Consider the following 24,508-nt stretch of genomic DNA (forward strand, 5'->3'; position numbering starts at 1 on the left):
TAATATTACATTTTTTCCGGAGCAGAAACGCCAATTAAAGCGAGTGCATTTTTCAAAGTTGTTTGGACCGCTTTAATTAAGGCAAGTCTTGCTTTCGTACGTTCAGGATGATCGGCATCTAATACTTTTTCAGCATTATAGAAGCTATGGAAAGTGGATGCCAATTCGAAAATATAATTCGTAATACGATGCGGCAGACGTTTTTGCGCGGCTTCTCCGACTGCTTGCGGGAATTCACCTAGCTTCTTCAAAACGTCCATTTCCTTTTCCGCTGAAATTAAAGAGAAATCTGCGTTGCTGCCTGCAGTCAAGCCCTGTTCTTCACCTTGACGCAGAATGCTTGAAATACGTGCATGAGCATATTGTGCGTAGTAAACAGGGTTTTCATTGGACTCCGAAACGGCTAAATCTAAGTCAAAGTCCATATGAGTATCTGCACTTCTCATCGCAAAGAAATAACGGGTTGCATCTAGCCCTACTTCTTCTACAAGATCACGCATTGTTACTGCTTTTCCTGTCCGTTTGCTCATTTTCATTTTTTCGCCGTTTTTGTATAAATGAACAAGCTGAATGATCTCAACTTCAAGTGCATCCCGGTCATAGCCTAATGCCTGAATGGCTGCCTTCATACGTGGGATATATCCATGATGGTCTGCGCCCCAAATATTAATAAGCTTTTCAAAGCCGCGCTCAAGCTTATCCTTATGGTAAGCAATATCTGGTGTTAAGTACGTATAGGAGCCGTCATTTTTGATGAGTACACGGTCCTTATCATCGCCAAATACAGTGGAACGGAACCATGTTGCACCGCCCTCTTCGAAGATATGGCCATTGTCTTTAAGAGCTTTTAATGCGGTATCAATTTTCCCATTATTGTAAAGAGATGTTTCTGAGTACCAAACATCAAACGGTACGCGAAACTCCTCAAGATCCGCCTTTAACTTCGCCATTTCGTATTTTAAACCATAGTCACGGAAAAAGTCGAAACGCTCCTTTTCATCGACGCCCGCAAATTTATCGCCGTATTCCTCTGCAAGCTTTTTCCCAATTCCAATAATATCTTCTCCATGGTAGCCATCGGCAGGCATTTCTTTTTCTATGCCTAAGCTTTGAAAATAGCGAGCTTCAACAGATAATGCGAGGTTATTAATTTGGTTTCCTGCATCATTAATATAGTACTCACGGGAAACATCATATCCTCCTTTCGCGAGAATGTTACATAGGGAATCCCCTACTGCAGCACCACGAGCATGTCCAAGGTGAAGGTCTCCAGTCGGGTTAGCGGATACAAATTCAACTTGAATTTTTTGATTCGCACCAACATTCGTTTCCCCGTATTGATCCCCTGCCTCAAGAATGGCTGGAATCAAGTTTGTCAAATAGCTATTATCCATATAAAAATTGATAAAGCCTGGACCTGCAATCTCAATCTTTTCGATGGAAGCCTTTGAGTTGTCAAAATGAGCGATTAGCTCTTCTGCAATCATTTTTGGCGCCTTTTTAGCAACACGTGCAAGCTGCATTGCCATATTCGTAGAATAATCACCATGCGCCTTTTCTTTAGGTGTTTCTAAAATAACATTTGGAATTTGTTCTTCTGAGGCTAAATTTGCCTTCATAACAGCAGCTTTGATTTCTAGCTTCAGCTTTTCTTGCATTTGCTCTACACTGTTCATTGTTCTTCCTCCTCTTCAAATGTAATGAATAAATGGTATGTTCCCGTGGAAGCCCCCTGCATTTTTAATTCATATAAAAGGTCGATTGAACCTGAGCCTGTCTCTTCATCAAACTGATGGTCAAGCCTTTTTGTCATTGTCCCGATCTCAAACACGCCATACGGGGTATGATAGTTCCCTTGAAGCTTTTTATTCATTTTAAAAGGAAGCCTCATTTTGACTGCTCCACTTCGTAATATAAGACCTTCCTGATCCGATACTTTAATAATCGTTTTTGCCATTCCCTCTTCCATTGCCTCATCATATTGAAGAAATCGGGCATTTTCTTTTATGTAGTATCGACCAAACGCTGTTAATTCAAAAGTATCTTTGCTGCTTCCTTCGCGAATGTCCGTTTTCACTTTTATTTTTACAGGCATTTGTTCCTTAGGCAACGGCAACACTTCCTTTTCATTTCATTATAGTTGAATTGAGCAACAGGTTCTACATTTCAAGGACAATGACTTGAAAAAAACGGAGACAGCTTGTCTCCGTTTCTGGTTTAACTTCATTAACGTAACTTGACCTCATTGAGCTTGAATGAAGACAATAAACTGGAAAAATCAACGAATTTAGCTCTGTACTTCCTCTATTTTACCCACCCAAGAATCATTTCGCGAATCAACTTGCTTGCTGTGTTCGCTGTTTGTTCAGATGGATCATAGATTGGCGCTACTTCCACGAGGTCGCAGCCGACGACTTTCACATTGGAACGGGCGATTTCATGGATAGAAGCTAAGAGCTCCTTCGATGTAATGCCCCCTGCATCAACCGTTCCTGTTCCAGGTGCATGTGCCGGGTCAAGCACATCGATGTCGATTGTAACATACACTGGGCGTCCTGCAAGTGTCGGAAGGATTTCCTTCAATGGCTCTAGGACATCAAATTTGGAAATATGCATACCGACTTCTTTCGCCCATTGGAATTCTTCCTTCATACCAGAGCGGATTCCAAATGAGTAAATGTTTTGCGGTCCCATTAAATCACATGCTTTTCGAATTGGAGTTGAATGAGATAGTGGCTCCCCTTCGTAATTCTCACGTAAATCAGTGTGAGCATCCATGTGAATGATAGCTAGGTCCGGATATTTCTTATACATTGCCTTGATAACTGGCCAAGAGACGAGGTGCTCTCCGCCCATTCCGATAGGGAATTTATTTTCAGCTAAAAGCTTATCAATGAATTCTTCAATTAAATCAAGACTTTTTTGCGCATTCCCGAATGGAAGAGGGATATCACCGGCATCATAATATTTCACTTCTTCTAATTCTCGGTCTAAATAAGCACTGTACTCTTCAAGTCCAATGGAGACCTCACGAATGCGCGCTGGGCCAAAACGGGAGCCTGGACGATAGCTTACTGTCCAATCCATCGGCATTCCGTAAATGACCGCTTCACTTTCTTCATAATTTGGATGGCTTTTTATAAAAACATTACCAGAGTAAGCTTCATCAAAACGTACCATTGTCATCCCTCGTTCATAAGTAATTAACCTAAACAGTTTTTCAGCCAATCAGCATTTTCTGCCGAACTATTTCACTAAATCCTGTACAAATTTTGGCAATACAAAAGCAGCATTGTGAAGCTCTTTTGTATAGTATTTTGTTTCGATTTCATGGAATCGGTCTTCACTTACTTCTAATGGATCATATTTTTTAGAACCAATTGTGAAGGCCCACATACCGCTTGGATATGTTGGAATATTCGCTACATAAAGGCGTGTGATCGGGAAAATTTCCTTTACATCCTTTTGAACACTGCGAATCAAGTCTGCTTTAAACCAAGGATTATCTGATTGCGCGACAAAAATCCCGTCTTCCTTTAAAGCTTTAGAAATTCCAGCATAAAAACCTTTTGTAAATAGATTAACAGCAGGCCCTACAGGCTCTGTTGAGTCAACCATAATGACATCGTATTCATTTTCACTTTCGGCAATGTGCATGAATCCATCTCCCACTTGTACATCAACGCGAGGGTCTTCAAGCATGCCTGCAATTTCTGGAAGGTATTTTTTAGAATACTCGATGACTTTTCCGTCAATATCGACAAGCGTTGCTTTTTTCACGCTTGGGTGTTTTAAAACTTCACGGATTACTCCACCGTCTCCTCCACCGACAACAAGCACCTTTTCAGGATTAGGATGAGTAAATAACGGCACATGAGCCACCATTTCATGATACACAAACTCATCCTTAACAGATGTCATGACCATCCCATCTAGTAAAAGCATATTTCCCCATTCTTCTGTTTCTACCATTTCAAGCATTTGAAAATCAGTTTGTTCTGTATGTAAAGTGCGCTTCACCTTCATTGTAATTCCAAAATTCTCTGTTTGTTTCTCTGTAAACCAAAGTCCACCCATTTTTGGATCATTCCTTTCGGTTAAAATCTGCATTTTTTTTAGAATAAGTATAAATTTTTTCGAGTTAGAGAGAACTATTCAAGTTTAAGCACTATCGCTTTTTTTATACTTCCCAAACTCAATAAATACAAACATGAGAAAAAGTATAGATGAATCTAGCAAAAATGCAAGAAAAAAATGCTTTTACTAGAGAAAAATGTTTAAAACAGCTTCATTTCTTCAATACTATGGAAAGATGTAATTTTTCCCAGATAAGGTGGTGGTATTCACAATGGAGATTATAACAAATCAACGCTTCAGAAAAGCAGGTAAATATATACGGGCATTTTTTATATTAAGCCTCATTGGGGTCGCAATAGCGATCATTTTGGCTTCTGGTATTTTGCTTTATGCAAAGCTGCTTGGGCCACCACCACTTGCTGTCCCGCAATCGACTTTATTCTACTCAGATGATGGAACAGTGATTGGAGAAAGTCATAATGGCCAAAAGAGGTATTGGGTAGAGCTTTCAGAAATTAGCCCCTATCTTGTGGATGCCACAATTTCAATTGAGGATCGAAAGTTTTATTCCCATAATGGATTTGATTATAAGCGAATTGCTGGTGCCCTTATCGCTGATATTAAAGCAATGGCTAAGGTTCAAGGAGCAAGCACAATTAGCCAGCAGTATGCTCGAAACTTATTTCTTGCTCACGAAAAAACATGGGAGCGCAAATTAAAGGAAGCCTTCTACACCATTCGGCTCGAAATGAATTATTCAAAGAAGGAGATATTAGAGGGCTATTTAAATACGATTTATTATGGGCATGGCGCTTACGGAGCTGAAGCGGCAAGCCAGTTTTACTTTGGCAAGCCTGCTCATGAGTTAACCCTTGGAGAAGCATCTATTCTTGCAGGCGTACCAAAAGGGGCGGGTATTTATTCACCTCTTGTATCCATGGAAAACGCGAAGAAAAGACAAAAAATTATTTTACAGACAATGGTCACAAACCATTATATTGACAAGAATTCTGCAATGACTGCTATAACTGAACCACTCACAATTGTCGGCAAACATCTTCATACAAAAACGAGTACTGCACCATACTTCCAGGATGCTGTTCGTCACGCCTTAAAAACGGAGCTAAAACTTGACGACCGGACGATTGAATTAGGCGGTTTAAAGGTGTATACAACTATTGATCTAAAGCAGCAAGCCATTGCTGAACAGACTATTGAAAGATTAATTTCAAAAGACTCCGAAATTCAGGCTAGCCTTGTATCAATGAATCCGAGAAACGGACATGTAAAGGCACTCGTTGGAGGCAGAAATTACGAAGAAAGCCCTTTTAATCGAGCTGTTCAGGCGATTCGCCAGCCCGGTTCTACAATGAAGCCACTGCTCTATTACGCTGCTTTAGAGAATGGGTTTACCCCTTCCACGATGATGCGCAGCGAGCCAACAACTTTTCGATTTGATGATGATCGAGCAGAATATTCACCAAAGAATTTTAATAGCCAATATGCCAATGAAGAGATTACAATGGCGCAGGCCCTTGCCCTTTCTGATAATATTTACGCTGTGAAAACCCATTTATTTTTGGGCGTTGATACACTTGTTAATACAGCTAAAAAATTTGGACTTTCTACAAAAATGAACAAAGTTCCTTCTTTGGCGCTCGGAACCTCAGGCGTTCGTGTGATTGAAATGGCTAATGCCTATAGCATATTTGCTAACGGAGGAAAAAAGGTCTCACCCGTTTTAATCAAACGTGTAGAGAATTATAAAGGGGATATTATTTTCGAGAATAAAAAAGAGGCATTCCCCATTTTAAAGCCTGAATTGGCGTTTGTCATGACACAGATGATGACGGGAATATTTGATCCGAAGCTTAACGGTTATACAAGTGTCACTGGAAGGACTATCATCAATGACATGACTAGAACATATGCCGGAAAATCGGGGTCTACAGATACGGATAGCTGGATGATCGGTTATTCTCCACAACTCGTCTCAGCCGTATGGACTGGCTATGATAAAGGGCATAGCATCCATTTGACCGCCGACAAATCATACGCAAAAAATATTTGGATCCGTTTTATGGAGGATGCACATAAAGGCATGCCAATAAAAGGCTTCAAGCCGCCAAAAGGGACGGTTGGCGTCTATGTAAATCCAGAAAACGGAAAGTTAGCCACAGATAACTGCCCGATTAAGCGGCTAACCTACTTTGTTGAGGGAACAGAACCGACTGAATATTGTACAGATCATTTGTTATATCAGAAAGAGGCTCCTGCTAAAAAAGCAAAGCCGACTAAAAAGCCCTGGTACAAAAAATTATTTGACTGGAGCTAGAAAAGCGGAAGCGCCTTTGCAAAGGAACGTCGACTAAAGACCGCCACGTCCTGTGGCGAACATCGACGTCAGCACATCCTGTGCAAGTCCGACAAGTACAAGACGAGCCTCACGGAAAGGTGTTCTTTACCTTTCTGGGAGGATTGACTTGTGACCTCGAGGGGGTAGGCGCTGGAAATAGACATAGAAAAGCGGAAAAACAATGTGAAAAACCTCGGGGATTACCCCGAGGTTTTTCGTGTCCTAGTTCTATACAGTGTCTTCACACTGATAAATAGTTTACTTTTTTTATCTGATTTGGGCAAGTAGTTAGAAATTTAAGTCAGTAAACTGTCACAATTTGGTCATAAATTCACAGTTTTTTTCTTAATTTACTTGTAAATCATCCTTAAGTTGTTGTATAGAGCGTTCCCACATCCCTAAATCATGGTTTTTCAAAAACTCAGTAAGAATTCCCTTCGATTTGTCATCCATATGGTCAACGATAATTTGTCTTTTTATGGATTTATCCATCCGGTTCACATGCTCTGGCAATGATTTAAAGCCTCGGCGAATGGCTCTGTCAACTGTCATTTCACAAGCTGTTACACCTGCATAGTATGGGCCATCTTCCTTCCGGTCAATTGTCACCCAAATGAGCCAGTAAGGCTTTCCATTCGGCACCTCATCCTTATTGGGAAGAAATTTAATACCCTTCTCTACCGGGCTGCGAGCGTGCATAGCACCCACTTCAATTGCAGCCTCTCCTGCTTCTACATCTAGAATAACAGGTGATACATTGTCCAAGCTTAGTGCTCCAGTGCCAAACCCCTTATGTCCAGCAGTTGGATCACTTTTAATAATATTGAAGCCAATATTTTTCTTCTTTTTCTCTTCCAAAGTATAGTCCTCCTTCAAAGAAGTTTTATTAAAAAGGCAATTTCACACTATCCAAACATTTTACAAAAATATACCACTAAAGAATTGGCCCAAACCATCTACTAGTACGGGCAGAACAACTCTAAATATCGGCTGAATTGTATATTGATCAAGCGGCGTAATCACAAGTATTAAAAATATTACAGACCCATATGCTTCTAATTGAGTAAGCTTTGGCCTCATTGTGGCTGGCACCAAATCTTCAACAATCCTATACCCGTCCAGTGGTGGGAATGGGAGTAGATTAAAGACAAATAATACTAGATTGAGATGAATAAAAACATCTAAAAAATCTGGTACAAACGATGGGACCGATGCAGCAAGTCCTAATGCTAGCAGCGTATACCAAATAATAAACCCAAGAATCGCCAAAATAAAATTGCTTATTGGTCCCGCAATGGAGACAGATATTCCAGCTAATCTTGGGTTTTTAAAGAAGAATCGATTGACCGGGACAGGACGAGCCCACCCAAAGCCAGCGATAAAAATAAGAATGGTTCCAAATGGATCCAAATGTTGGATTGGATTCAAAGTTAATCTGCCTTGATTTTTTGCCGTCGGGTCTCCAAATTTATATGCGACATAGGCATGAGCAAATTCATGAATAGTAAAGGCTATCATTAACGTAAGGGCGACATATGGAATTTCCCTCAATGAAAAGGCCAAAAATTGTTCCAACTTTCATAACCCCTTTTTTAAGGAAATTCCTTACAGATAAGGAGAATTCCTCTGATACGATTTTATTTTTGAAAATCTATCTTAAATCCATTCTTGCACTTAAATTATATCGAGTAGATTCATTACAGGCAAACTTAAGTAAGCACGAAATGACCTGCAAAGAGAAAAAGGACCAATCCATTCCAAACACTTGCACATTTTTCAGAAATATGAAAAACTGAGTTCATATAAGAAAAGCGGAAGCGCCTTGTTCACCCCCGACAAGCACAAGACGAGCCTCTCGGAAAGGTGTCCTTTACCTTTTTGGGAGGATTGGCTTGTGACCTCGAGGGGGTAGGCGCTGGAGCTAGACATTTCTCTAACTCAAGAAAAGTAATACATTCTTATTCTTAAAAAGGAGAACCGACTATGCCATATGTAACTGTAAAAATGCTTGAAGGCCGTTCAGAGGAACAAAAAAAATCACTCGTAGAAAAGGTAACAGACGCTGTTAGTGAAACAACAGGAGCACCGAAGGAAAATGTCGTCGTATTTATTGAAGAAATGTCTAAAAACCATTATGCGGTCGCAGGAAAACGATTGAGTGACCAATAGGTTTTTCCTGAGGTTCAAATGAAAGAAATCGGCTAATTAGCCGATTTCTTTACTTTATCAGGCAGTTTCATTAATGCCCGGCTTTTCCCTTTAAGCTTTCAATATATTGATAAGCAGTCCCTACTTCTTCTTCTGTATAGCGTTGCTTGCTTTTTAATGTAAAGACCTTTTCCTGAACTTCTTCTTTCGGAAGATTATCAAAATATAATATCGTCGACACAAGTTCGAGAAATCTTGCATTTTGGCAGTTCATATCAGACATGCAATCTTGAAGATTAGGCATGGAAACTTGTTCATTTAGACTTAAGAACTCCTTGCCGCTTTCTGTTAAGGTATATCGATATTGATAGTATCCGCCCTTTTTTTCCTTTATTTCATTTAAAAATCCCATATTGCACAGCTCTTCAACTCTTAATGTCAATTCCTCTGAATAAGGGCCATAAAAGTGAAATTGAAACCTCTCTTGAAATGGGAATTCCAGTTTTTTCGCGATATAAACCATTTTCTGCAGCTTTTTCCGTCCGATAATTTCCTCTGATGCTGCAATGGCATGAATGATTTTAGCATGATCTTTTAACAAGCTTCGTCAACTCCTACTCCGATTAATACCGTGACTCGTCTATCTCTAATAGTTTACGAATTTCTTCCTTTATTTCTTTTGCAGTTGAATTGTCTTTGAGGACATCAGCAGGATAATACAATTTATGGTCTGTCCTTCTTTTTCCAGAAATCGCGTCTACGATCTCGGATTCTCTAGATAATTCACGAATTTCTCCGTTTTTCATTAACAAATGAATTGGCAGACGTTCTTCCTCTTCTCCTGGACGATAAAAATCATAAGGTAGATCTGAGGATGAATCGACAACAAGATAATATTCCGGATCAATGCCTGCTTTTTGGAACAAAATCGATAGCTGTGCAAGCTTCTTATATTCTTTTGCAGGATCAAATTCAGCATATTTAAATAAATTGCGATTCATAAAGCGACGACAAAGGTCTCGTAGAATTGGATCCTCCTCTTCCTGCCACATTTGGAAGTAGTAAAGAACGATCGCCTCATCCAGCTTGATATAGTCTTCTAGTGTGATGGCTCCATTGAACATGGAATGAAAATGATGCGGATCTGATTTAAAACAATAACCTTGTTTTTGTAAATCCTTAGCCCGGTGCAAAATTTTTGTCAAAATGACTTCCGCACTTCGCGTAACAGGGTGGAAATACACCTGCCAGTACATTTGGTAGCGACTCATGATATAGTCCTCAACTGCGTGCATGCCGCTTTTTCTAAAGACAACCTGATCTTCTCCAGGCTGCATGACACGCAATATTCGTTCCATATCAAAATGGCCGTAGCTAACCCCTGTGAAATAGGCATCTCTTTGCAAATAATCCATCCGATCTGCATCAATTTGGCTTGAGATAAGACTAACTACTAATTTGTTTTTTGAAGTTTTTGCAATGACTTCAGCTACTTTTATAGGAAAATCGTTACTAACTGTTAGAAGAACTTTATTAACTTCTGTTTCTCCGAGAATAATAGCTCTTGTAAAATATTCATGGTCTAAATCAAATACTTTTTCAAAGGAATGGGAGAATGGGCCATGTCCTAAATCGTGGAGTAATGCGGCACATAATGAGAGGAGTCGGTCATCTTCATTCCATTCAGGTCTTTCATGAAAAACATCATCGGCAATCCGTCGTGTAATTTCGTAAACACCAAGAGAATGATTAAATCGGCTATGCTCGGCACCATGAAAGGTTAAGTAGGTTGTTCCAAGCTGTTTAATTCTTCTGAGACGCTGAAATTCCTTCGTCCCAATTAAATCCCAGATTATTCTATCCCTCACGTGAATATACCGATGTACAGGATCTTTAAAAACCTTTTCTTCACGTAATTTCTCCACCGGATATGCCATCTTTTACCTCCGATTTTCTAATATGTCTATATTATATCCTTAATTTACTAGCAATTCATTATCGAATTTATGTCATTTCATCATAATTCGACAGAACCTTGATGGATGAGGCTTTGAAATAAAGGCTATGTTTAACTTTCCTGTTGATTTCCGCTGCAGGCACTAAGCGATCGCGGGCGGTCCGGAAGCCTCCTCGTCGCTATCGCTCCTGCGGGGTCTCCCTTTGACTCGCTTCTCCCGCAGGAGTCTCGCGCCTTCCGCTCCAATCAACAACAAATTAGCATTATCAACACTGAGCTTTAACACTGCCAAAATAAAAATCACCTTAAGATCATTTTCAAAAGGTGATTTTACTTCTTAAGCTTTTTATTAATTTTTTCCATTAATTCCTCTTCTGTTAAACCAGCGAGCGGACGATTATTCACAAATGCAAATGTTTTCTTCCGTCCAGGTCCACAATAAGACTGACAGCCTATTTCTATCTTCGCTTCAGGATCAACTTCCTTTAGACGAGGGATTAATGTTTTTAGGTTAACACCTTGACAATCGTCGCAAACACGAAATTCGTTTGCCATATCTATTACAACCTTTCTACGGTCAAACTTTTTATTAGATCAAATTGAGCCGATTTTCTTCTTTCTTACTTATCTAGCTCCTTGCTGTATTTTACAGCTTCTTTCCTAGTAATGCAAGCACCTGAACATAGTCAAAGACAATAGTGCGACAGCATATTATGAATCTTAAGCCGTTCATAATATCTATCTAGTGAAAAAATGGAAAAAGAAAAAAATCTACTATCCTTTTAATCCAAAATTGTATATTTTTCTTCTTAAATGTCCATGCTTAGATTAAGGAATCAAAATGTAAATGAATTAGGAGTTGAGAACATGAAAGTTCGTCAAGATGCATGGACTGAAGAAAATGATTTATTACTAGCTGAAACTGTTTTAAGACATGTGAGAGAAGGCAGTACACAATTAAATGCTTTTGAGGAAGTAGGAGATCGATTAGACCGAACCTCTGCAGCCTGCGGTTTTCGCTGGAATGCGGTTGTCAGGCACCAATATGAAAAAGCATTGCAGCTTTCTAAAAAGCAGAGAAAGCAAAGGCATCGTTTGCTCGGAAAGGAACAAAGCGGAAAGAAAAAGCTACTTTATTCACCGCCAGTACCATCTATATCAGAGGTTGAGTCAGTGTCTATAACTGCAACTACCCTTATGGCTCCTCCAATGGAAGAGCAGGTGGAAATCGTGGAAACCATTGAAACGATCACTGTCCCGGTTAACTCTGAGGAAATAAGCTATCAAGTTAGTTCAGAATTAAATCTTGATCATGTCATTTCATACTTACAAACTTTAAAACACTCGAGTATTCAATTGGAAATTTTAAAAAATGAGAATGAAAGATTAAAGCGTGAAAATGCGCAGATTAAGAGTCGCAATAATGAATTAGAAGGCAAAATCATTCATCTGGAGGAAAATACAGAAACGATTCAAGAAGATTACGAGACCTTAATGAAGATCATGAACCGCGCTCGTAAGCTTGTCCTTTTTGAAGAAGAAGAAAGACCCGCAACAAAATTTAAAATGGACCGAAACGGAAATTTGGAAAAATTAGCCGAGTAATAGAAAAGCGTAAGCGTCTTCGGAACAATTAAAGAACAATCGTTCCTGCGATGACTATTCGCTGAAGCATTCCTTTGTGTCCACCCCCGACAAGCACAAGACGAGCCTCACTGAAAGGTGTTCTTTACCTTTCTGGGAGGATTGGCTTGTGACCTCGAGGTCGACAAAAACGCGACGTCCTGTCGCATTGTCGACACTAGTGCGTCCTGCACGTCGGGGTAGACGCTGGTCGACTAATAACGCCACGTCCTGTGGCAACGTCGACACTAGTACGTCCTGTACTTCGGAGCTAGACATTTCTCTAACTCAAAAAAAGGACAATTTTTCTATAAATAAAACTTCCTATATTGGGAGAAGGAGAAGGCAACAAATCTTCGATTAAGAAAAGGGGTTGTCCCCAAAGTATAGGTGTCAGGCACCAAGAACAATATCTAGTATCAATAAGCGAGTGAGATTCTAGATATTGTGTATTATATGGATGCCAGACAACTTATGGGACAATCCCTTTTTACTATTTCTCTTCACCTAGTATTTTTTCATTTCGTTCCATTACTCGGTTATAATAAGCCTCAAACAAAGAAGGTTCTTCCCCAGACAGCTCTCCTGAAAATAAGTGATTGCTTTTATTTTTTAAGGCTAGCAAGAAACGAAGCATTACATCTTGTATCGTCAAGTCCGCCTGCAATAATTCAGATAAAGAAGCCATGACAGACGGCTTTATTTCTGGGTATTGAAATTTTGTTATTTCGTTTTTTCTTGAAAGGGAATAGAAATGTTCAATCCGTTCTGCACGAGCACTTCCGCTGCCATTTACGCAAAGATATATTTGCACGGCAACCCCATTTCGAATACGCCTTTGTGAAATACCCGCAAATTTCTTATCTCCAATACTTAGATCATAGCTTCCTGGACAATAAGAGCCTACAATCTCCTTCGCTTCTATTTCCTTATTAAAATCTGAAAACATTTCTTTAATAAGTTCCCACATCGCATCGTATCCACGATTAATATCGATGCCCTTTTCACTTTCAGGAAAAACAAGCGTAAGATTTAATACACCTTCATCCAATACAACCGCAAGTCCACCGGAATTTCTGACAATCACACGGTAGCCTTTCCCCTCTAAATACTCTATCCCTTCCTTAATAAAAGGGAGCTTCGTATCCTGTATCCCTAATACAATGGTATCATGATGAACCCAAGCTCGAGCTGTCGGTGGAGCCGCGTTCGCCCCGACAGATGTACATAACGTATCGTCCATCCCGAATGAATATAAAGCATTTAAATGAACGGCTAGAGCCGATTGATCGATAACTCTCCATTGCTCTTGCTGTAATAAATCACTCATTTTTGTACTCCTTTTATCTAAAAAGGAACAAATCCATCAAAAATGATCCTTTTTTATCTATTTTTTAATCTCATTATCATTCTGCATTTAAAATATCGGCTACTTTTCGCCATATATCGGTTAATTCTCAATTATATCGGTCAATTTTTTATTATATCGGCCAGACCCCATTATAACAGCTAAAAAGGCAGAAAAAAAGAGACGGGCATGAAGCCCGGCTCTTTGAAACTGCTTGTCCTTAATGATTTAACGCCTGTGCCGCCGTTATTAATGCCAATTTATAAACATCCTCTTCATTGCAGCCACGAGATAAATCATTCACAGGTCGATTTAGTCCTTGTAAAATTGGACCAACTGCTTCAAAATTACCTAGGCGCTGCGCAATTTTGTAGCCAATATTTCCCGCTTCAAGACTTGGAAAAATAAATACATTCGCATCACCTTGCAGCGGCGAGTCTGGAGCTTTTTTCTTGGCAACAGACGGAACAAAGGCTGCATCAAACTGAAATTCTCCATCAAGGATTAGAAGTGGATCTCGTTTTTTTGCCTCTTCAACGGCCGCAATCACTTTTTCCGTTTCTGGCGATTTCGCTGATCCTTTCGTTGAAAAGCTGAGCATGGCTACACGTGCTTCCATGTCAAACATTTTCGCTGTCTTTGCGCTCTCAATCGCAATTTCGGCTAAATCTTGGCTGTTAGGAGAAATATTGATGGCACAGTCCGCAAAAACATATTTTTCATCCTCCCGAACCATGATAAACACACCAGAAGTTTTTCGGACTCCTTCCTTTGTTTTAATAATTTGTAGTGCAGGTCGAACCGTGTCAGCTGTAGAATGAGCTGCACCGCTAACAAGCCCATCTGCTTTATTTGTATAAACAAGCATCGTACCGAAATAGTTTTCATCAAGGAGGATCCTGCGTGCCTCCTCTTCAGTAGCTTTCCCTTTCCGTCTTTCTATAAATGCCGCAACCAATTCATCCACCATCGCATATTGGTTAGGATCATAGATTTCTGCCTCTTCCAGAGAAATACCCATTTGATTAGCTTTTGACTCAATATCTTGAATATTTCCGATCAAGATTGGGGTAATGATTTTTTCAGCAGCAAGCCTTCCTGCCGCTCCTAATATTCGCTCGTCCACCCCTTCTGGAAATACAATCTTTACATTTTGGCCATTTACCTTTTCTTTTAGCAATGAAAATAAGTCACTCATTCGAATTCTCCTTTGGATGTAAGTATCTATGTATTTAAGAATAATACTTGATGCTTATTTCACTTCACCTATTTAGAATACCGTACATAATTGTAATTTCAAGATATTAAATACTGACCAGTATTCCAATAGAAATATAGTCTTTTCAAATCATTTCTAGCTATTTGACCATTTTTCCCCAAATTCACAAAGTTTAATATTTGCTGCCTGTAACAAAATATCCACATTTTAGCCATACTCTTTCTACTTCCATCTCTATTTCAAGTTTTATTAACATGTTAATTGGAGAAACTATGGTATAGTTATGGTGTAAAAATTAAAAGGAAAAATAATTTTTCTTAAGTTAGAGAAATGTCTATTAGGAGTGATCGTAATGAGTGAAGCAGCAAAAACACTTGAAGGCTGGTATAGTTTACACGACTTTCGTGCTATTGATTGGACGTCTTGGAAGTTGTTATCAAGTGATGAACGCCAAACGGCTATTCATGAGTTCTTATCCCTTGTTGAGAAGTGGAACAGAACTCAAAGTGAGAAAAAAGGCAGCCACGCATTATATTCAATCGTTGGCCAAAAAGCTGATTTTATGATGATGATCTTAAGACCGACATTAGAGGAAATTAATGAAATTGAAAATGAATTCAATAAGACCAAGTTAGCAGAATATACGGTACCTGTTTATTCCTATGTGTCAGTCGTTGAATTAAGCAATTATTTACCTTCCGATCAGGATCCATATCAAAGTCCTGAAATTCTTGCTCGTCTTTACCCAATTTTGCCTAAAGCGAAGCATGTATGCTTCTATCCTATGGATAAACGTCGTCAAGGCAATGATAACTGGTATATGCTTCCGATGGAGGACCGTCGCGACATGATGCGCAGCCATGGCATGATTGGCCGACAATACGCAGGCAAAGTAAAACAAATTATTACTGGTTCTGTTGGCTTCGATGATTACGAATGGGGCGTTACTTTATTCTCGGACGATGCTCTTCAATTTAAAAAGCTTGTATACGAAATGCGCTTCGATGAAGTAAGTGCTCGCTACGGCGAATTTGGCTCATTCTTCATTGGAAATCTTCTTGAGGAAGATCGAGTAAGCAAGCTGCTGCATGTAAATTAATCTCTTAAACTCCCAGCCCCGTCTGGGAGTTTTTTTACGTAGAAATGAACGGATGATCCTCCTTTTTGGTCCTCATTTCCTAGAAGATCTCTCCTAAAACTAGCGAAAAGCTGACGCAATTATCCACGATAAAATATTGGAATAAAAAAAATGGCTTATACATACTTATGAATTAGTGAGTGTTTATCCATACCTTTTCAATGTTATTGATTTTTCTCAAGGTATCGCAAGGAAATCTTTCAATCGTTACTTTAAGATTCGGACCCTATTGAGAAAATATGATTAAACTCCACTTTTTTGTTTTAAAGCTGCTTTGAGAATTAAATAAGCAAAACCTTGCTCCACTGCACTACTATATCGTTTAGCTTTAGTGGCCGCGAGCTCCACTCTATGGGTTTTGAATGATTTTGATTTTTGGGAGGGGAAAAAGAGTGAGTCAATCTAATTTTAATCCGTACACAACTACACCATATTATGGGTATCAGCAGCCATTTGCAGGTGCTTCTGCACAAAGGACTACGCCGTATGGAGTCCCGCCTGCGCCTATGCCAATGCCAGTCCCGCAAACAACTACAGCACCGCAAGTCACTGGTATGCTTCCACTTGAACAGTCATACATTGAAAACATTTTGCGTTTGAACAAAGGGAAGCTTGTAACGATCTTTGCTACCTTCGAAGACAAGCAACAAAAAAAATTTGAAGGTATTATAGAAGCAGCCGGCAGAGACCACGTCATAATAAGTGATCCGCAAACAGGTGTGAGATACTTAATCCCAATGGTTTATTTGGATTATGTGGTATTTAGTGAGCCAATCGAATACGAATATCCCGGAATTACCCCACCACCTGGTATGCTATCGCAATATAGCCCACGATAATACTTAGATTTCAGCCAGTATCAACATTGAAAAGTAAATATGTGTTCAACCCCAAAAAGAAGCTTTGACACAATGGTCAAAGCTTCTTTTTGTTATAGATGCTTAACAGCAGCAATGATCAGCAGCACCCAAGCTACTAAAAAGGAAACTCCGCCAAACGGAGTGATCGCACCCAGTATACCTACTTTTGTGAGCGTTAATACATATAAGCTTCCAGAGAAAAGAATAATACCAATTAACATCATCCATCCAGACCAAGATAATAAAGAACTATCCGGCAATTTGCCAAGCAACACCCCTATCACCAATAAGCCTGCTGCATGGAACATTTGATACTGTACACCTGTTTGCCAAATCTCCATATACTTTGGTTCTACCCATTTTTCAAGTCCATGAGCACCGAATGCTCCTAATGCCACTGATAGAAAAGCATTCAAAGCCCCTAGAATAATAAATAACTTCATTTCATTTTCCCTCGCATCTCAATGATATAGTTCAAACTTATTTGATATTAAAAATCAAATAATGATTCCCCGTTTGCCTCATCCTCCATTTCCAATCTCTTTGGCTGTTGAATGCTAGCTGGTTGGACTGGTTGGACGGCTGGGGGCATAAATGCGGTTGGTGTTGAAGAGATTCCCTTTGTTGTCTCAGGCTCATCAAGAATGAGTTCACAAAGTGATTTCATAGCTTGGACTCTTTCCCTTATCCTGGCAGTTGTTGAACTCTCCTTCGCTTCCATTAATTCCTTTTCAATCTTTCCAAGCAATTGCTGAACGGAAATATTCAACATCATCACCTCTTAAAATTCTAATATCTATTATATTCAAAGATCTTTCTTTTCAAAACGCAAGCAAGGCTTGCCAGAAGCTCGCATTACCTCTACTGAAGGAAGATTATTCGTTTTTAGAAAAACTTGGCGTTCGCCAAGTCCTTTTTGGCGAATACCTTAGTTTTTCTTATGCGATCTTATTAGCGGATATTTAATTGAAATCACACTTTACTTTAGTACGTTAATAAACTTAATTTTTCCTATTAGCTAAATTGAAAAGCTTTACATCCCCTTGGGAATCTATTATCCCACGTAACATAGAAAAATCTACACTTTAAACAATCAATTCTATTTGTCTTCATTTTCTAATCATTCTCCAAATTATTCAATCTACATTATACATGAAACCATATGAATTTTCGATTAGACAGCATTCTCTTCCTCTTTAATAGTCAAAAAATGTCTGTTTCACGTGAAACGTGCTGATTTTTGTAAAATCCACGTAAAACCTACAGGATTTCAACAATATACATGTTTTTTCTAGTTAATTTAAAAAAAGTCCCAACCAAAAGGTTAGGACTTTTACTCTTTTTAACCGAGCAAACGATGGTATATGGTTTTTGCTTGTGCTAAATCTTTTGTACCATGGATCAATGCTCGTCCATCTTTAAAAATAACAAGCCGCTGTTCGCCCATTTCAACAGAGATCAAGTAAGGGTTCCCTTTGACAGTATATCCAAGAGATGTTAACTGTCGAGACAAATCTCCTAAATGAAGATCTTGCTGCATTGGCGGGCGAATCTGTACGGTATCTCTTCCGCAAAGGACGGTTGATTTCATCATATTTTCACTGTCAAGATATGGATACGTTCGATTTATTCCGCATGACAGACAGCCTTCATCCTTTGCTTTCGAAACCTTCATACTCGTATATTGATTTCTCCATAAATCGAAGCTTACAAAAGAAGATCGGACAGCATCCCAGTCTTCCACAAGCATTTTTAAAGCTTCGGCGGTTTGATGTGAAATAACCATTTGCACGGTCGGGGCAATGATCCCTCCTGTATCACAGGTCATTCCTTGAATGGGCATTTTTTTAAGTAAACAATTTAAGCACGGTGTCTTCCCTGGAACAATGGAGAGACTCATGCCAAAGCTGCCGACGCACGCACCAAATATCCATGGGATGTTATACTTCTGAGAAATATCATTGATCGCCATTCTCGTTTCAAAATTATCCGTTGCATCAATAATTAAATCTACACCTTGAACGAGTTCCTCTAGTTTTAATGCAGTAGCATCCGTAATAACCGCTTGAATGTCTACATCTGAATTAATCATTCGCAATCTGCTGGCCGCCGCTGCTGCCTTAGGAAGCTTCTTTTCAACATCCTGCTCCGTATAAAGCTGCTGACGCTGGAGATTACTCGCTTCCACATAATCGCGGTCCACAATTGTCAGCTTGCCAATCCCCGCTCTTGTTAATATTTCTGCATTTCCTGAGCCTAGAGCTCCAGCCCCAATCATTAAAACATGCTTTGAACGGATTTTCTCTTGTCCATCTTTTCCTATGGAAGGAAATAAAGTTTGCCGGGAATACCTTTCATCCATGATCAAAACTCCCCTCGATTAACCTCCGCTAACTGGAGGAATAAAGGCTACTTCATCACCATCATGAATAACATCCTCATTTGAAGCAAATTCCTCATTAATTGCTGTCATGACATGTTCAAGATTCACTGCTTCATATTTATCAGTAATAAGCTGTTTAAGCTCAGCGACTGTTTTACCGCTAGCATCTAGCTGAACAGATTCTCTTCCTACCGCATCACGTAAATGAGCAAAGAATAAGATATTATTCATTTAAGTCCTTCTCCTCCGGTTTTCCTTTTGGATATGCAACTGTTTCAAGTTGGTTTCCGATCCATTCTTCCCCATCTTCCCAATGCTCTTTTTTCCAAATTGGGACGATTTCCTTAATTCGCTCGATAGCATACCGATTCGCCTCATACGCATCCGCTCGGTGAGGGGTGGAAACAGCAATTACGACTGCGATATCTGTAATATCCAGCTTCCCGACTCGATGAGTAATCGCAACCTCGGTACCACTCCATCGTTCCTTTATCTCCTGGCCAATTTGCTCAAGCTTTTTCACCGCCATCGATTCATAAGCTTCATAAATTAAGTATAAAGTTTTTTTCCCATGAGTTAGCTCACGAACGGTCCCGATAAAGGTTGTGATGGCACCTGCTTCGCGCTGTACAACCTTATCAATGACCTCCTGAATGATAATAGGTTCCTTAGAAATCTCGTAGAAGTTCAATTGCTCACCCGTCCTTTCCTTTAAAAAATTATCCTTCACATTTGCTATTAAAATAAATTGGCTCTGGGTTCTTTTCTATCATATAACCGCCAATTCCTTCTACTTTCTCTATAAATCCCACAGACTGAATGACTTCGATTAAACATCTGCCTTGCTCGCTTTCATAAAAATCTTTTGTCATCAGTAGATCATAATGCTCATCTGAGACTGGAATGAAATCAAGTCCCATTGATTTTGCAGCAGGATAGATTCCAAGACCAACAGCATGCTGATCCCCTTTCACCTCTGCAGCAACACCTAAATGAGAAAACATTTCTCGTTCATAGCCTATGATTTCTTCAACACTCATTTCACTTTCTCTTAACAGCATGTCGAAAAGGATTCTTGTACCCGCGCCTTTTTGTCGATTAACAAAATGGGCCTCCTTATTTCTTATATCTGCTAATGTTTTTATTTCAAGCGGATTGCCCTTCGACAACAGCCAGCCTTGTTTTCGTTTTAAAAATGGATAAAGAACAACCTCTTTATCTGCTAAAAATCTTTGAATATAGGTTTTATTATATGTTTTCGATTCAGGGTCCAGCAGGTGGATTCCAGCCACATGAGCTTCACCCTTCTTAATAGCCATCATTCCTGCTAGACTTCCAACATGAGATGACATAACGCTAGAGCTTCTATTCCTTTTCTTCATTTCAGAGGATAATAGATCAATTGTTAAGTCATGACTTCCGATAAATACGATGGAATTTTTTATCTCTTCCAAAGGCTTTAGCAATTCAACCTCTGCGTACTCTCCCTGTTCATAGCCAAGGCTCGTCGGAGGGATCACAAGAAGTCCGTCAGCACGGACAAGCGACATGGTTACACCTGCCGCCCGTGAAAGCGGGTTGGCAATAAATTCTCCAGCAACAAACCCAATATTCATACGAATAAAATCTTCAGCACCCATCGTCCCTACGATTCGGCGTCCTAGCTTCACCTTTAGCATCAGCCTTTTTGGTTCCGAAACTTGCAAAAACTCACAAATCAATGGTCTTACGAACCATTCTAACGCTAAATAGGCGGATACTGAATATCCCGGGATACCAATGATAATCGTTTCGTTAATCTTTCCAATAATCACAGGCTTACCTGGCCGAGTTGCTACCCCGTGAGTAAAGACCTCTCCCAGCTCTTCAATCATATGGACTGTATAATCCTTTGAGCCAGCTGAGGATCCTGCATTAATCACGACGATATCAGATTGCTCCGAGGCTTTCAAAAGAGTCGCTTTAATTTGCTCAGGCTCATCCTTCACAATGGCATTTAATTGAGGGGCCCCACCCCATTCTGATATATAATTCGCGATAACAGTTCCATTAAATTCAATTAATTTACCAGGGGCAATGTCATCACCTGGGTCCATAAGCTCGTTTCCAGTAGGAATAATTGTAACGAATGGCTTTTTTATCACTGGGATGGTTAATGTACGTGATGCAAGAAGCACTCCGATATCAACTGGACGAATGATATGCCCCTGCGGAAAAAGCATTTCTTCCTGCACGATGTCTTCCCCAATTGGACGAATATGCTGCCAGGGTGAAGCGGGCTCAATGATTTCGACCGTCTCTTCATTAAGCTCCTCTACGTGTTCAATCATAATAACGGCATCAAATGGTGATGGTACTTGATTCCCTGTATCGACATAGATAAAATCTTCATTTCGTTTTAACTGAATCGGATTTTGCTCATGAGCTGAATAGGTTTGTTCAGCGACTACAGCAATCCCATCCATTGCTGATGCATGATAATGCGGCATTGAACTTTTTGCAAAAACCGGCTCAGCCAAAACTCTACCTATAGAATTTGTTGATTCAAGCCACTCTACTTCCCTTTTTGGCCTAAAATGTTTAATCATCTCATTTTTTGCCTCAAGCCGTGGCTTGTCCTCCAAATATATTTTTCTTCTATAATGATTTGTTGTCATTGGTCCTACCCCTTATTGAAATATTCTTACCGGAACGAGTTCCCCCTTTTGAACTCCTTCTTTCGGAGCCTCAATTTCAATCATCCCCTCACTTTGTACGAGAGTGGAAATGAGACCAGATTTTCCAAATATCGGTTCAGCATACCATTGTCCTTCCTCTTCAAAAAGCCGGACTCTAATAAAGTCTGTTCTTCCAGGAGAAGACGGAATATTTTTCGTTACCTTTGCAAAGGTTAGCTGCTTTTCCTGAGACTTTAAGCCCTGCAGCTGTTCTAAAATAACTTTTCCAAACAGATGAAAAATAATGACCGCTGAAGCCGGGTGACCCGGAAGACCAATGACAGGCTTTTTATCTGCTAATGCCAATATAGTAGGCTTACCAGGCTTTATCGCCACACCATGGACGAACACACCAGGCTCACCAAGTGATTGAATGACATCTACAGAATAGTCCTTTGTTCCAACTGAACTGCCTCCAGAAATGACTAAACAATCTGTTTTGGCTAATAATTCTTCTGCTACCTTCTTATACTCTTCTCGATTATCAGGTACGATTCCTCCGTATAGGAAGGTGAACCCCCATCCATTCACAAGTGCCCCAATCGTCATGCTGTTCATATCCCTTATCTGACCTGGTGCAAGCTTGTCAGTGTCGATTGGGACAATTTCATCTCCTGATGATAGATATCCAATAACCGGCTTTCTAACAACAACTACTTCTGTAATCCCCTGTGAAGCGAGTGCGCCTAATTCTTGTGAGCGAAGCATCGTGCCCTTTTTCAATAAAAGTTCACCTTGCCGCATATCTTCTCCAACAGAAATGACATTTTCTCCTGGAGCTGCTTGTCTGTATACATTAATCAGACCGCTCAAATCCTCACAGTGTTCAATCATTACGACTGCGTCACTTCCCTCTGGCAGCATGCCACCTGTCGGAACATACATAGCCTCAGAAGCTTGAATGGCTTGATGCGGGGCCTGCCCCATCTTTACCTCCCCAACGAGAGTAAGAAATCCAGGTATGCTTTCAGAGGAACCGAATGTATCCTTTGCCTTTACCGCATATCCATCAACCGATGAGCGGCGAAAATCCGGAACATTTTCCTTTGCGTAAATATCTTCAGCTAAAACGAAATGAAGCGCTTCAAAAAGAGGCTTTGTTATATATTCAGTCAATGGTTTAATCTGATCACTTATTAACTTGAATGTTTCTTCAACCGATTTAACCTGAAAAAATTTCATTTTTAATCTCTGCTTTCTTTATTTATCATAGGCTGTTTTTATTCCAAATGGCCGTTTTCTATTTTTAAAGCCTCTTCAAATTCCACTGGATGATTCATATTAAATAAGTGACGTTCTCTATAATGGAATTCAGCCTCTTGAAGATCGGCTTCTGTGACGGTCTTTGTATTAACCTTATCTAAAAACTGTCGTATTCGCAGCTCCTGCTTTTGTAAAGATGCATCCAATTCCTTAAGAACACCTTTACGATATGCTGCAAACAAAGGGTGAAGCTGTCCAGAAATGTTAGGAACAGCTGCCTGGTAATCTTCTAAAAAAGTGAGCAAAATCGTTCCTAATTCTGATGATATAAACGGCATATCACAAGCAACCACTAGATTTTTATCTGTATGAGAGGCTTCCAAACCGGCATGTATTCCTGCAAGGGGGCCCATCCCCTTCCATTGATCGTGCACCATCGGGTAACCGAGAGATTGATAATCTTCAAATGTGTTTGTCACAATGATAATTTCAGAGACTGACTTTTTGAGTTCTGCAGCAATTTTTTCAATAACCGATTTACCCTCTATTTTTAAAAGGGCTTTATTCGTTCCCATCCTGCTCGATTTGCCGCCTGCCATTATGATTCCCGTTGTCCGCATATTATCACCTGCCTAAAAATTAATGAGCTCCCGTAACTTCTGGAATACCAAAGCCCTTCTCTTGAGCTATATAATCTAGGTGAATACTTTTTATATCTAATAAGGTTGGAGATTCCTTTTTGAACATTTGTCTTACATCGATAACTTTAGTATACCCTTTACACTTGTGGCACGCATGGATTTCTGCACTTTCTTCCTCTTCAATTTTGATGATGACAAGATCTCCTTCTGTTCCACAGTGGGCACAGCTAATTTTCTTTTCTTCCCAAGAATGGAGGCAGCGAGGACATGTTAGTTCCTTCTTGCCCGATTTATCAATTATAGCAAAACGAGCAGGTTCACCACAGGAAGGACAGCCATGATTATGATCCGATTTTTTCAATTTATCTTTTAACTTTTCTGCTGCTTTCTGTAAATAAGGGCGAACAGCATGCTCAGCTGCAAACATAGGAAGCCATTCTGGCAGATCATTTTCTTCAGCAAATTTTTTAAAATAAATATCATTCACAGCAATTGCTTCTTTGAACCAGCGTTGAAGCACATCGTCATTTAAAAGTGAAATTGCTTTATCTGCTGAAATTTTCAACTCTGATTTATTGCAACTTATTAATGCGAGCAACTCTTCAATAAAGGATCGGTATTGATGAAAGTCTATTGCAAGCTCAAGCTGCGAGAGATATGGAGCTTTCATATCCTTTATTTTCTCGATTCCATTTATGATGATATCGGAACATTGCTCACTCCATTTATCGTTTAACGCCTGAATATCTTTTTGCAGCTTTTCATATTCTGAATCAAGCACATTTATTTTTGCCATAAAAAACACCGCTTTCGGTTTTATTTAACTAATGCAAATAGA

25 protein-coding genes are annotated in these 24,508 nt (G+C 39.7%); 5 read left to right on the top strand and 20 right to left on the bottom strand.

From position 1 onward, the window contains the following. Positions 1–5: 5 nt before the first annotated feature. The 4 genes from argS to speE all read right to left on the bottom strand — a co-directional run bounded on the left by argS (position 6) and on the right by speE (position 4,077). Positions 6–1,676 (bottom strand): arginine--tRNA ligase, encoded by a 1,671-nt coding sequence (gene argS, locus FSZ17_RS22175; RefSeq protein ID WP_057772765.1) that lies wholly within the window; start codon positions 1,674–1,676, stop codon positions 6–8. Next, positions 1,673–2,110 (bottom strand): YwiB family protein, encoded by a 438-nt coding sequence (locus FSZ17_RS22180; protein ID WP_407643417.1) that lies wholly within the window; start codon positions 2,108–2,110, stop codon positions 1,673–1,675. Before FSZ17_RS22180 ends, argS begins: the two co-directional genes overlap by 4 nt. Before the next feature lie 194 nt (positions 2,111–2,304). Continuing rightward, positions 2,305–3,180: an agmatinase gene (speB, locus tag FSZ17_RS22185; protein ID WP_057772763.1), complete on the bottom strand. Its 876-nt coding sequence runs from the start codon at positions 3,178–3,180 to the stop codon at positions 2,305–2,307. A gap of 66 nt (positions 3,181–3,246) precedes the next feature. Further along, on the bottom strand, positions 3,247–4,077 hold the full coding sequence (speE, locus tag FSZ17_RS22190; protein ID WP_057772760.1) for a spermidine synthase: 831 nt from the start codon (positions 4,075–4,077) through the stop codon (positions 3,247–3,249). A 271-nt stretch (positions 4,078–4,348) separates the two neighbouring features. Here speE and FSZ17_RS22195 point away from each other — a divergent pair, with 271 nt between their 5' ends. Next, the gene (locus FSZ17_RS22195) at positions 4,349–6,412 is read left to right on the top strand and encodes a transglycosylase domain-containing protein (protein ID WP_057772758.1); all 2,064 of its coding nucleotides are present in this window, start codon (positions 4,349–4,351) and stop codon (positions 6,410–6,412) included. 366 nt (positions 6,413–6,778) lie between these two features. Here the strand turns inward: FSZ17_RS22195 and FSZ17_RS22200 are convergent, their stop codons facing one another. Continuing rightward, positions 6,779–7,291 carry a YwhD family protein gene (locus FSZ17_RS22200; protein WP_057772756.1) on the bottom strand — a complete coding sequence of 171 codons (513 nt, stop codon included), beginning with the start codon at positions 7,289–7,291 and terminating at the stop codon, positions 6,779–6,781. A 60-nt stretch (positions 7,292–7,351) separates the two neighbouring features. After that, on the bottom strand, positions 7,352–8,008 hold the full coding sequence (locus tag FSZ17_RS22205; protein ID WP_057772755.1) for a site-2 protease family protein: 657 nt from the start codon (positions 8,006–8,008) through the stop codon (positions 7,352–7,354). A gap of 408 nt (positions 8,009–8,416) precedes the next feature. Between FSZ17_RS22205 and FSZ17_RS22210 the strand changes: the two genes are divergently transcribed. Then, positions 8,417–8,602, top strand: coding sequence for a 2-hydroxymuconate tautomerase (locus FSZ17_RS22210; protein WP_057772753.1), 186 nt, complete (start codon positions 8,417–8,419; stop codon positions 8,600–8,602). Between the two features lie 70 nt (positions 8,603–8,672). On the opposite strand, the gene FSZ17_RS22215 is transcribed toward FSZ17_RS22210, so the two are convergent. The 3 genes from FSZ17_RS22215 to FSZ17_RS22225 form a co-directional block, all read right to left on the bottom strand. After that, positions 8,673–9,182: a YwgA family protein gene (locus FSZ17_RS22215; protein ID WP_057772751.1), complete on the bottom strand. Its 510-nt coding sequence runs from the start codon at positions 9,180–9,182 to the stop codon at positions 8,673–8,675. 22 nt (positions 9,183–9,204) lie between these two features. Next, the gene (locus FSZ17_RS22220; RefSeq protein WP_057772748.1) at positions 9,205–10,518 is read right to left on the bottom strand and encodes an HD domain-containing protein; all 1,314 of its coding nucleotides are present in this window, start codon (positions 10,516–10,518) and stop codon (positions 9,205–9,207) included. 350 nt (positions 10,519–10,868) lie between these two features. Then, positions 10,869–11,093, bottom strand: a complete 225-nt coding sequence (locus tag FSZ17_RS22225; protein WP_057772746.1) for a YuzB family protein — start codon at positions 11,091–11,093, stop codon at positions 10,869–10,871. 312 nt (positions 11,094–11,405) lie between these two features. Between FSZ17_RS22225 and FSZ17_RS22230 the strand changes: the two genes are divergently transcribed. Beyond that, the gene (locus tag FSZ17_RS22230; RefSeq protein WP_057772744.1) at positions 11,406–12,143 is read left to right on the top strand and encodes an RsfA family transcriptional regulator; all 738 of its coding nucleotides are present in this window, start codon (positions 11,406–11,408) and stop codon (positions 12,141–12,143) included. Between the two features lie 511 nt (positions 12,144–12,654). Here the strand turns inward: FSZ17_RS22230 and FSZ17_RS22235 are convergent. Further along, entirely contained in the window at positions 12,655–13,491 is an 837-nt protein-coding gene (locus FSZ17_RS22235) for an octanoyl-[GcvH]:protein N-octanoyltransferase (protein ID WP_057772740.1), read from the bottom strand. 238 nt (positions 13,492–13,729) lie between these two features. Further along, positions 13,730–14,707: a phosphate acetyltransferase gene (gene pta, locus FSZ17_RS22240; protein ID WP_057772738.1), complete on the bottom strand. Its 978-nt coding sequence runs from the start codon at positions 14,705–14,707 to the stop codon at positions 13,730–13,732. 373 nt (positions 14,708–15,080) lie between these two features. On the opposite strand from pta, the gene hemQ reads away from it, so the two are divergent. Then, a complete protein-coding gene (gene hemQ / locus FSZ17_RS22245) occupies positions 15,081–15,827 on the top strand; it encodes a hydrogen peroxide-dependent heme synthase (RefSeq protein WP_057772736.1) in 747 nt (248 codons plus the stop codon). A gap of 431 nt (positions 15,828–16,258) precedes the next feature. Continuing rightward, entirely contained in the window at positions 16,259–16,705 is a 447-nt protein-coding gene (gene gerQ / locus FSZ17_RS22250) for a spore coat protein GerQ (protein ID WP_057772734.1), read from the top strand. 92 nt (positions 16,706–16,797) lie between these two features. Here gerQ and FSZ17_RS22255 read toward each other — a convergent pair whose 3' ends face one another. The 9 genes from FSZ17_RS22255 to FSZ17_RS22295 all read right to left on the bottom strand — a co-directional run bounded on the left by FSZ17_RS22255 (position 16,798) and on the right by FSZ17_RS22295 (position 24,466). Beyond that, positions 16,798–17,169 carry a DUF423 domain-containing protein gene (locus tag FSZ17_RS22255; RefSeq protein WP_057772731.1) on the bottom strand — a complete coding sequence of 124 codons (372 nt, stop codon included), beginning with the start codon at positions 17,167–17,169 and terminating at the stop codon, positions 16,798–16,800. A gap of 47 nt (positions 17,170–17,216) precedes the next feature. Next, positions 17,217–17,501 carry a YwdI family protein gene (locus tag FSZ17_RS22260; RefSeq protein ID WP_228460255.1) on the bottom strand — a complete coding sequence of 95 codons (285 nt, stop codon included), beginning with the start codon at positions 17,499–17,501 and terminating at the stop codon, positions 17,217–17,219. 567 nt (positions 17,502–18,068) lie between these two features. Continuing rightward, on the bottom strand, positions 18,069–19,088 hold the full coding sequence (locus tag FSZ17_RS22265) for a MoeB/ThiF family adenylyltransferase (RefSeq protein WP_057772729.1): 1,020 nt from the start codon (positions 19,086–19,088) through the stop codon (positions 18,069–18,071). Positions 19,089–19,106: 18 nt separating this feature from the next. Next, positions 19,107–19,340: a molybdopterin converting factor subunit 1 gene (gene moaD / locus FSZ17_RS22270; protein WP_057772727.1), complete on the bottom strand. Its 234-nt coding sequence runs from the start codon at positions 19,338–19,340 to the stop codon at positions 19,107–19,109. Next, complete coding sequence (locus FSZ17_RS22275) at positions 19,333–19,800, bottom strand: molybdenum cofactor biosynthesis protein MoaE (RefSeq protein WP_057772725.1); 468 nt, start codon at positions 19,798–19,800, stop codon at positions 19,333–19,335. Before FSZ17_RS22275 ends, moaD begins: the two co-directional genes overlap by 8 nt. A gap of 28 nt (positions 19,801–19,828) precedes the next feature. Next, the gene (locus tag FSZ17_RS22280; protein WP_057772723.1) at positions 19,829–21,766 is read right to left on the bottom strand and encodes a molybdopterin biosynthesis protein; all 1,938 of its coding nucleotides are present in this window, start codon (positions 21,764–21,766) and stop codon (positions 19,829–19,831) included. A 12-nt stretch (positions 21,767–21,778) separates the two neighbouring features. After that, positions 21,779–23,008 (bottom strand): molybdopterin molybdotransferase MoeA, encoded by a 1,230-nt coding sequence (locus FSZ17_RS22285; protein WP_057772721.1) that lies wholly within the window; start codon positions 23,006–23,008, stop codon positions 21,779–21,781. 38 nt (positions 23,009–23,046) lie between these two features. Then, on the bottom strand, positions 23,047–23,649 hold the full coding sequence (gene mobA, locus FSZ17_RS22290) for a molybdenum cofactor guanylyltransferase (RefSeq protein WP_057772719.1): 603 nt from the start codon (positions 23,647–23,649) through the stop codon (positions 23,047–23,049). A 19-nt stretch (positions 23,650–23,668) separates the two neighbouring features. Next, positions 23,669–24,466 (bottom strand): formate dehydrogenase accessory protein FdhE, encoded by a 798-nt coding sequence (locus FSZ17_RS22295; protein ID WP_057772717.1) that lies wholly within the window; start codon positions 24,464–24,466, stop codon positions 23,669–23,671. Positions 24,467–24,508 lie beyond the last annotated feature (42 nt).

Origin of the sequence: Cytobacillus dafuensis, from assembly GCF_007995155.1 — a bacterium.
GTDB lineage: Bacteria > Bacillota > Bacilli > Bacillales > Cytobacillaceae > Cytobacillus > Cytobacillus dafuensis.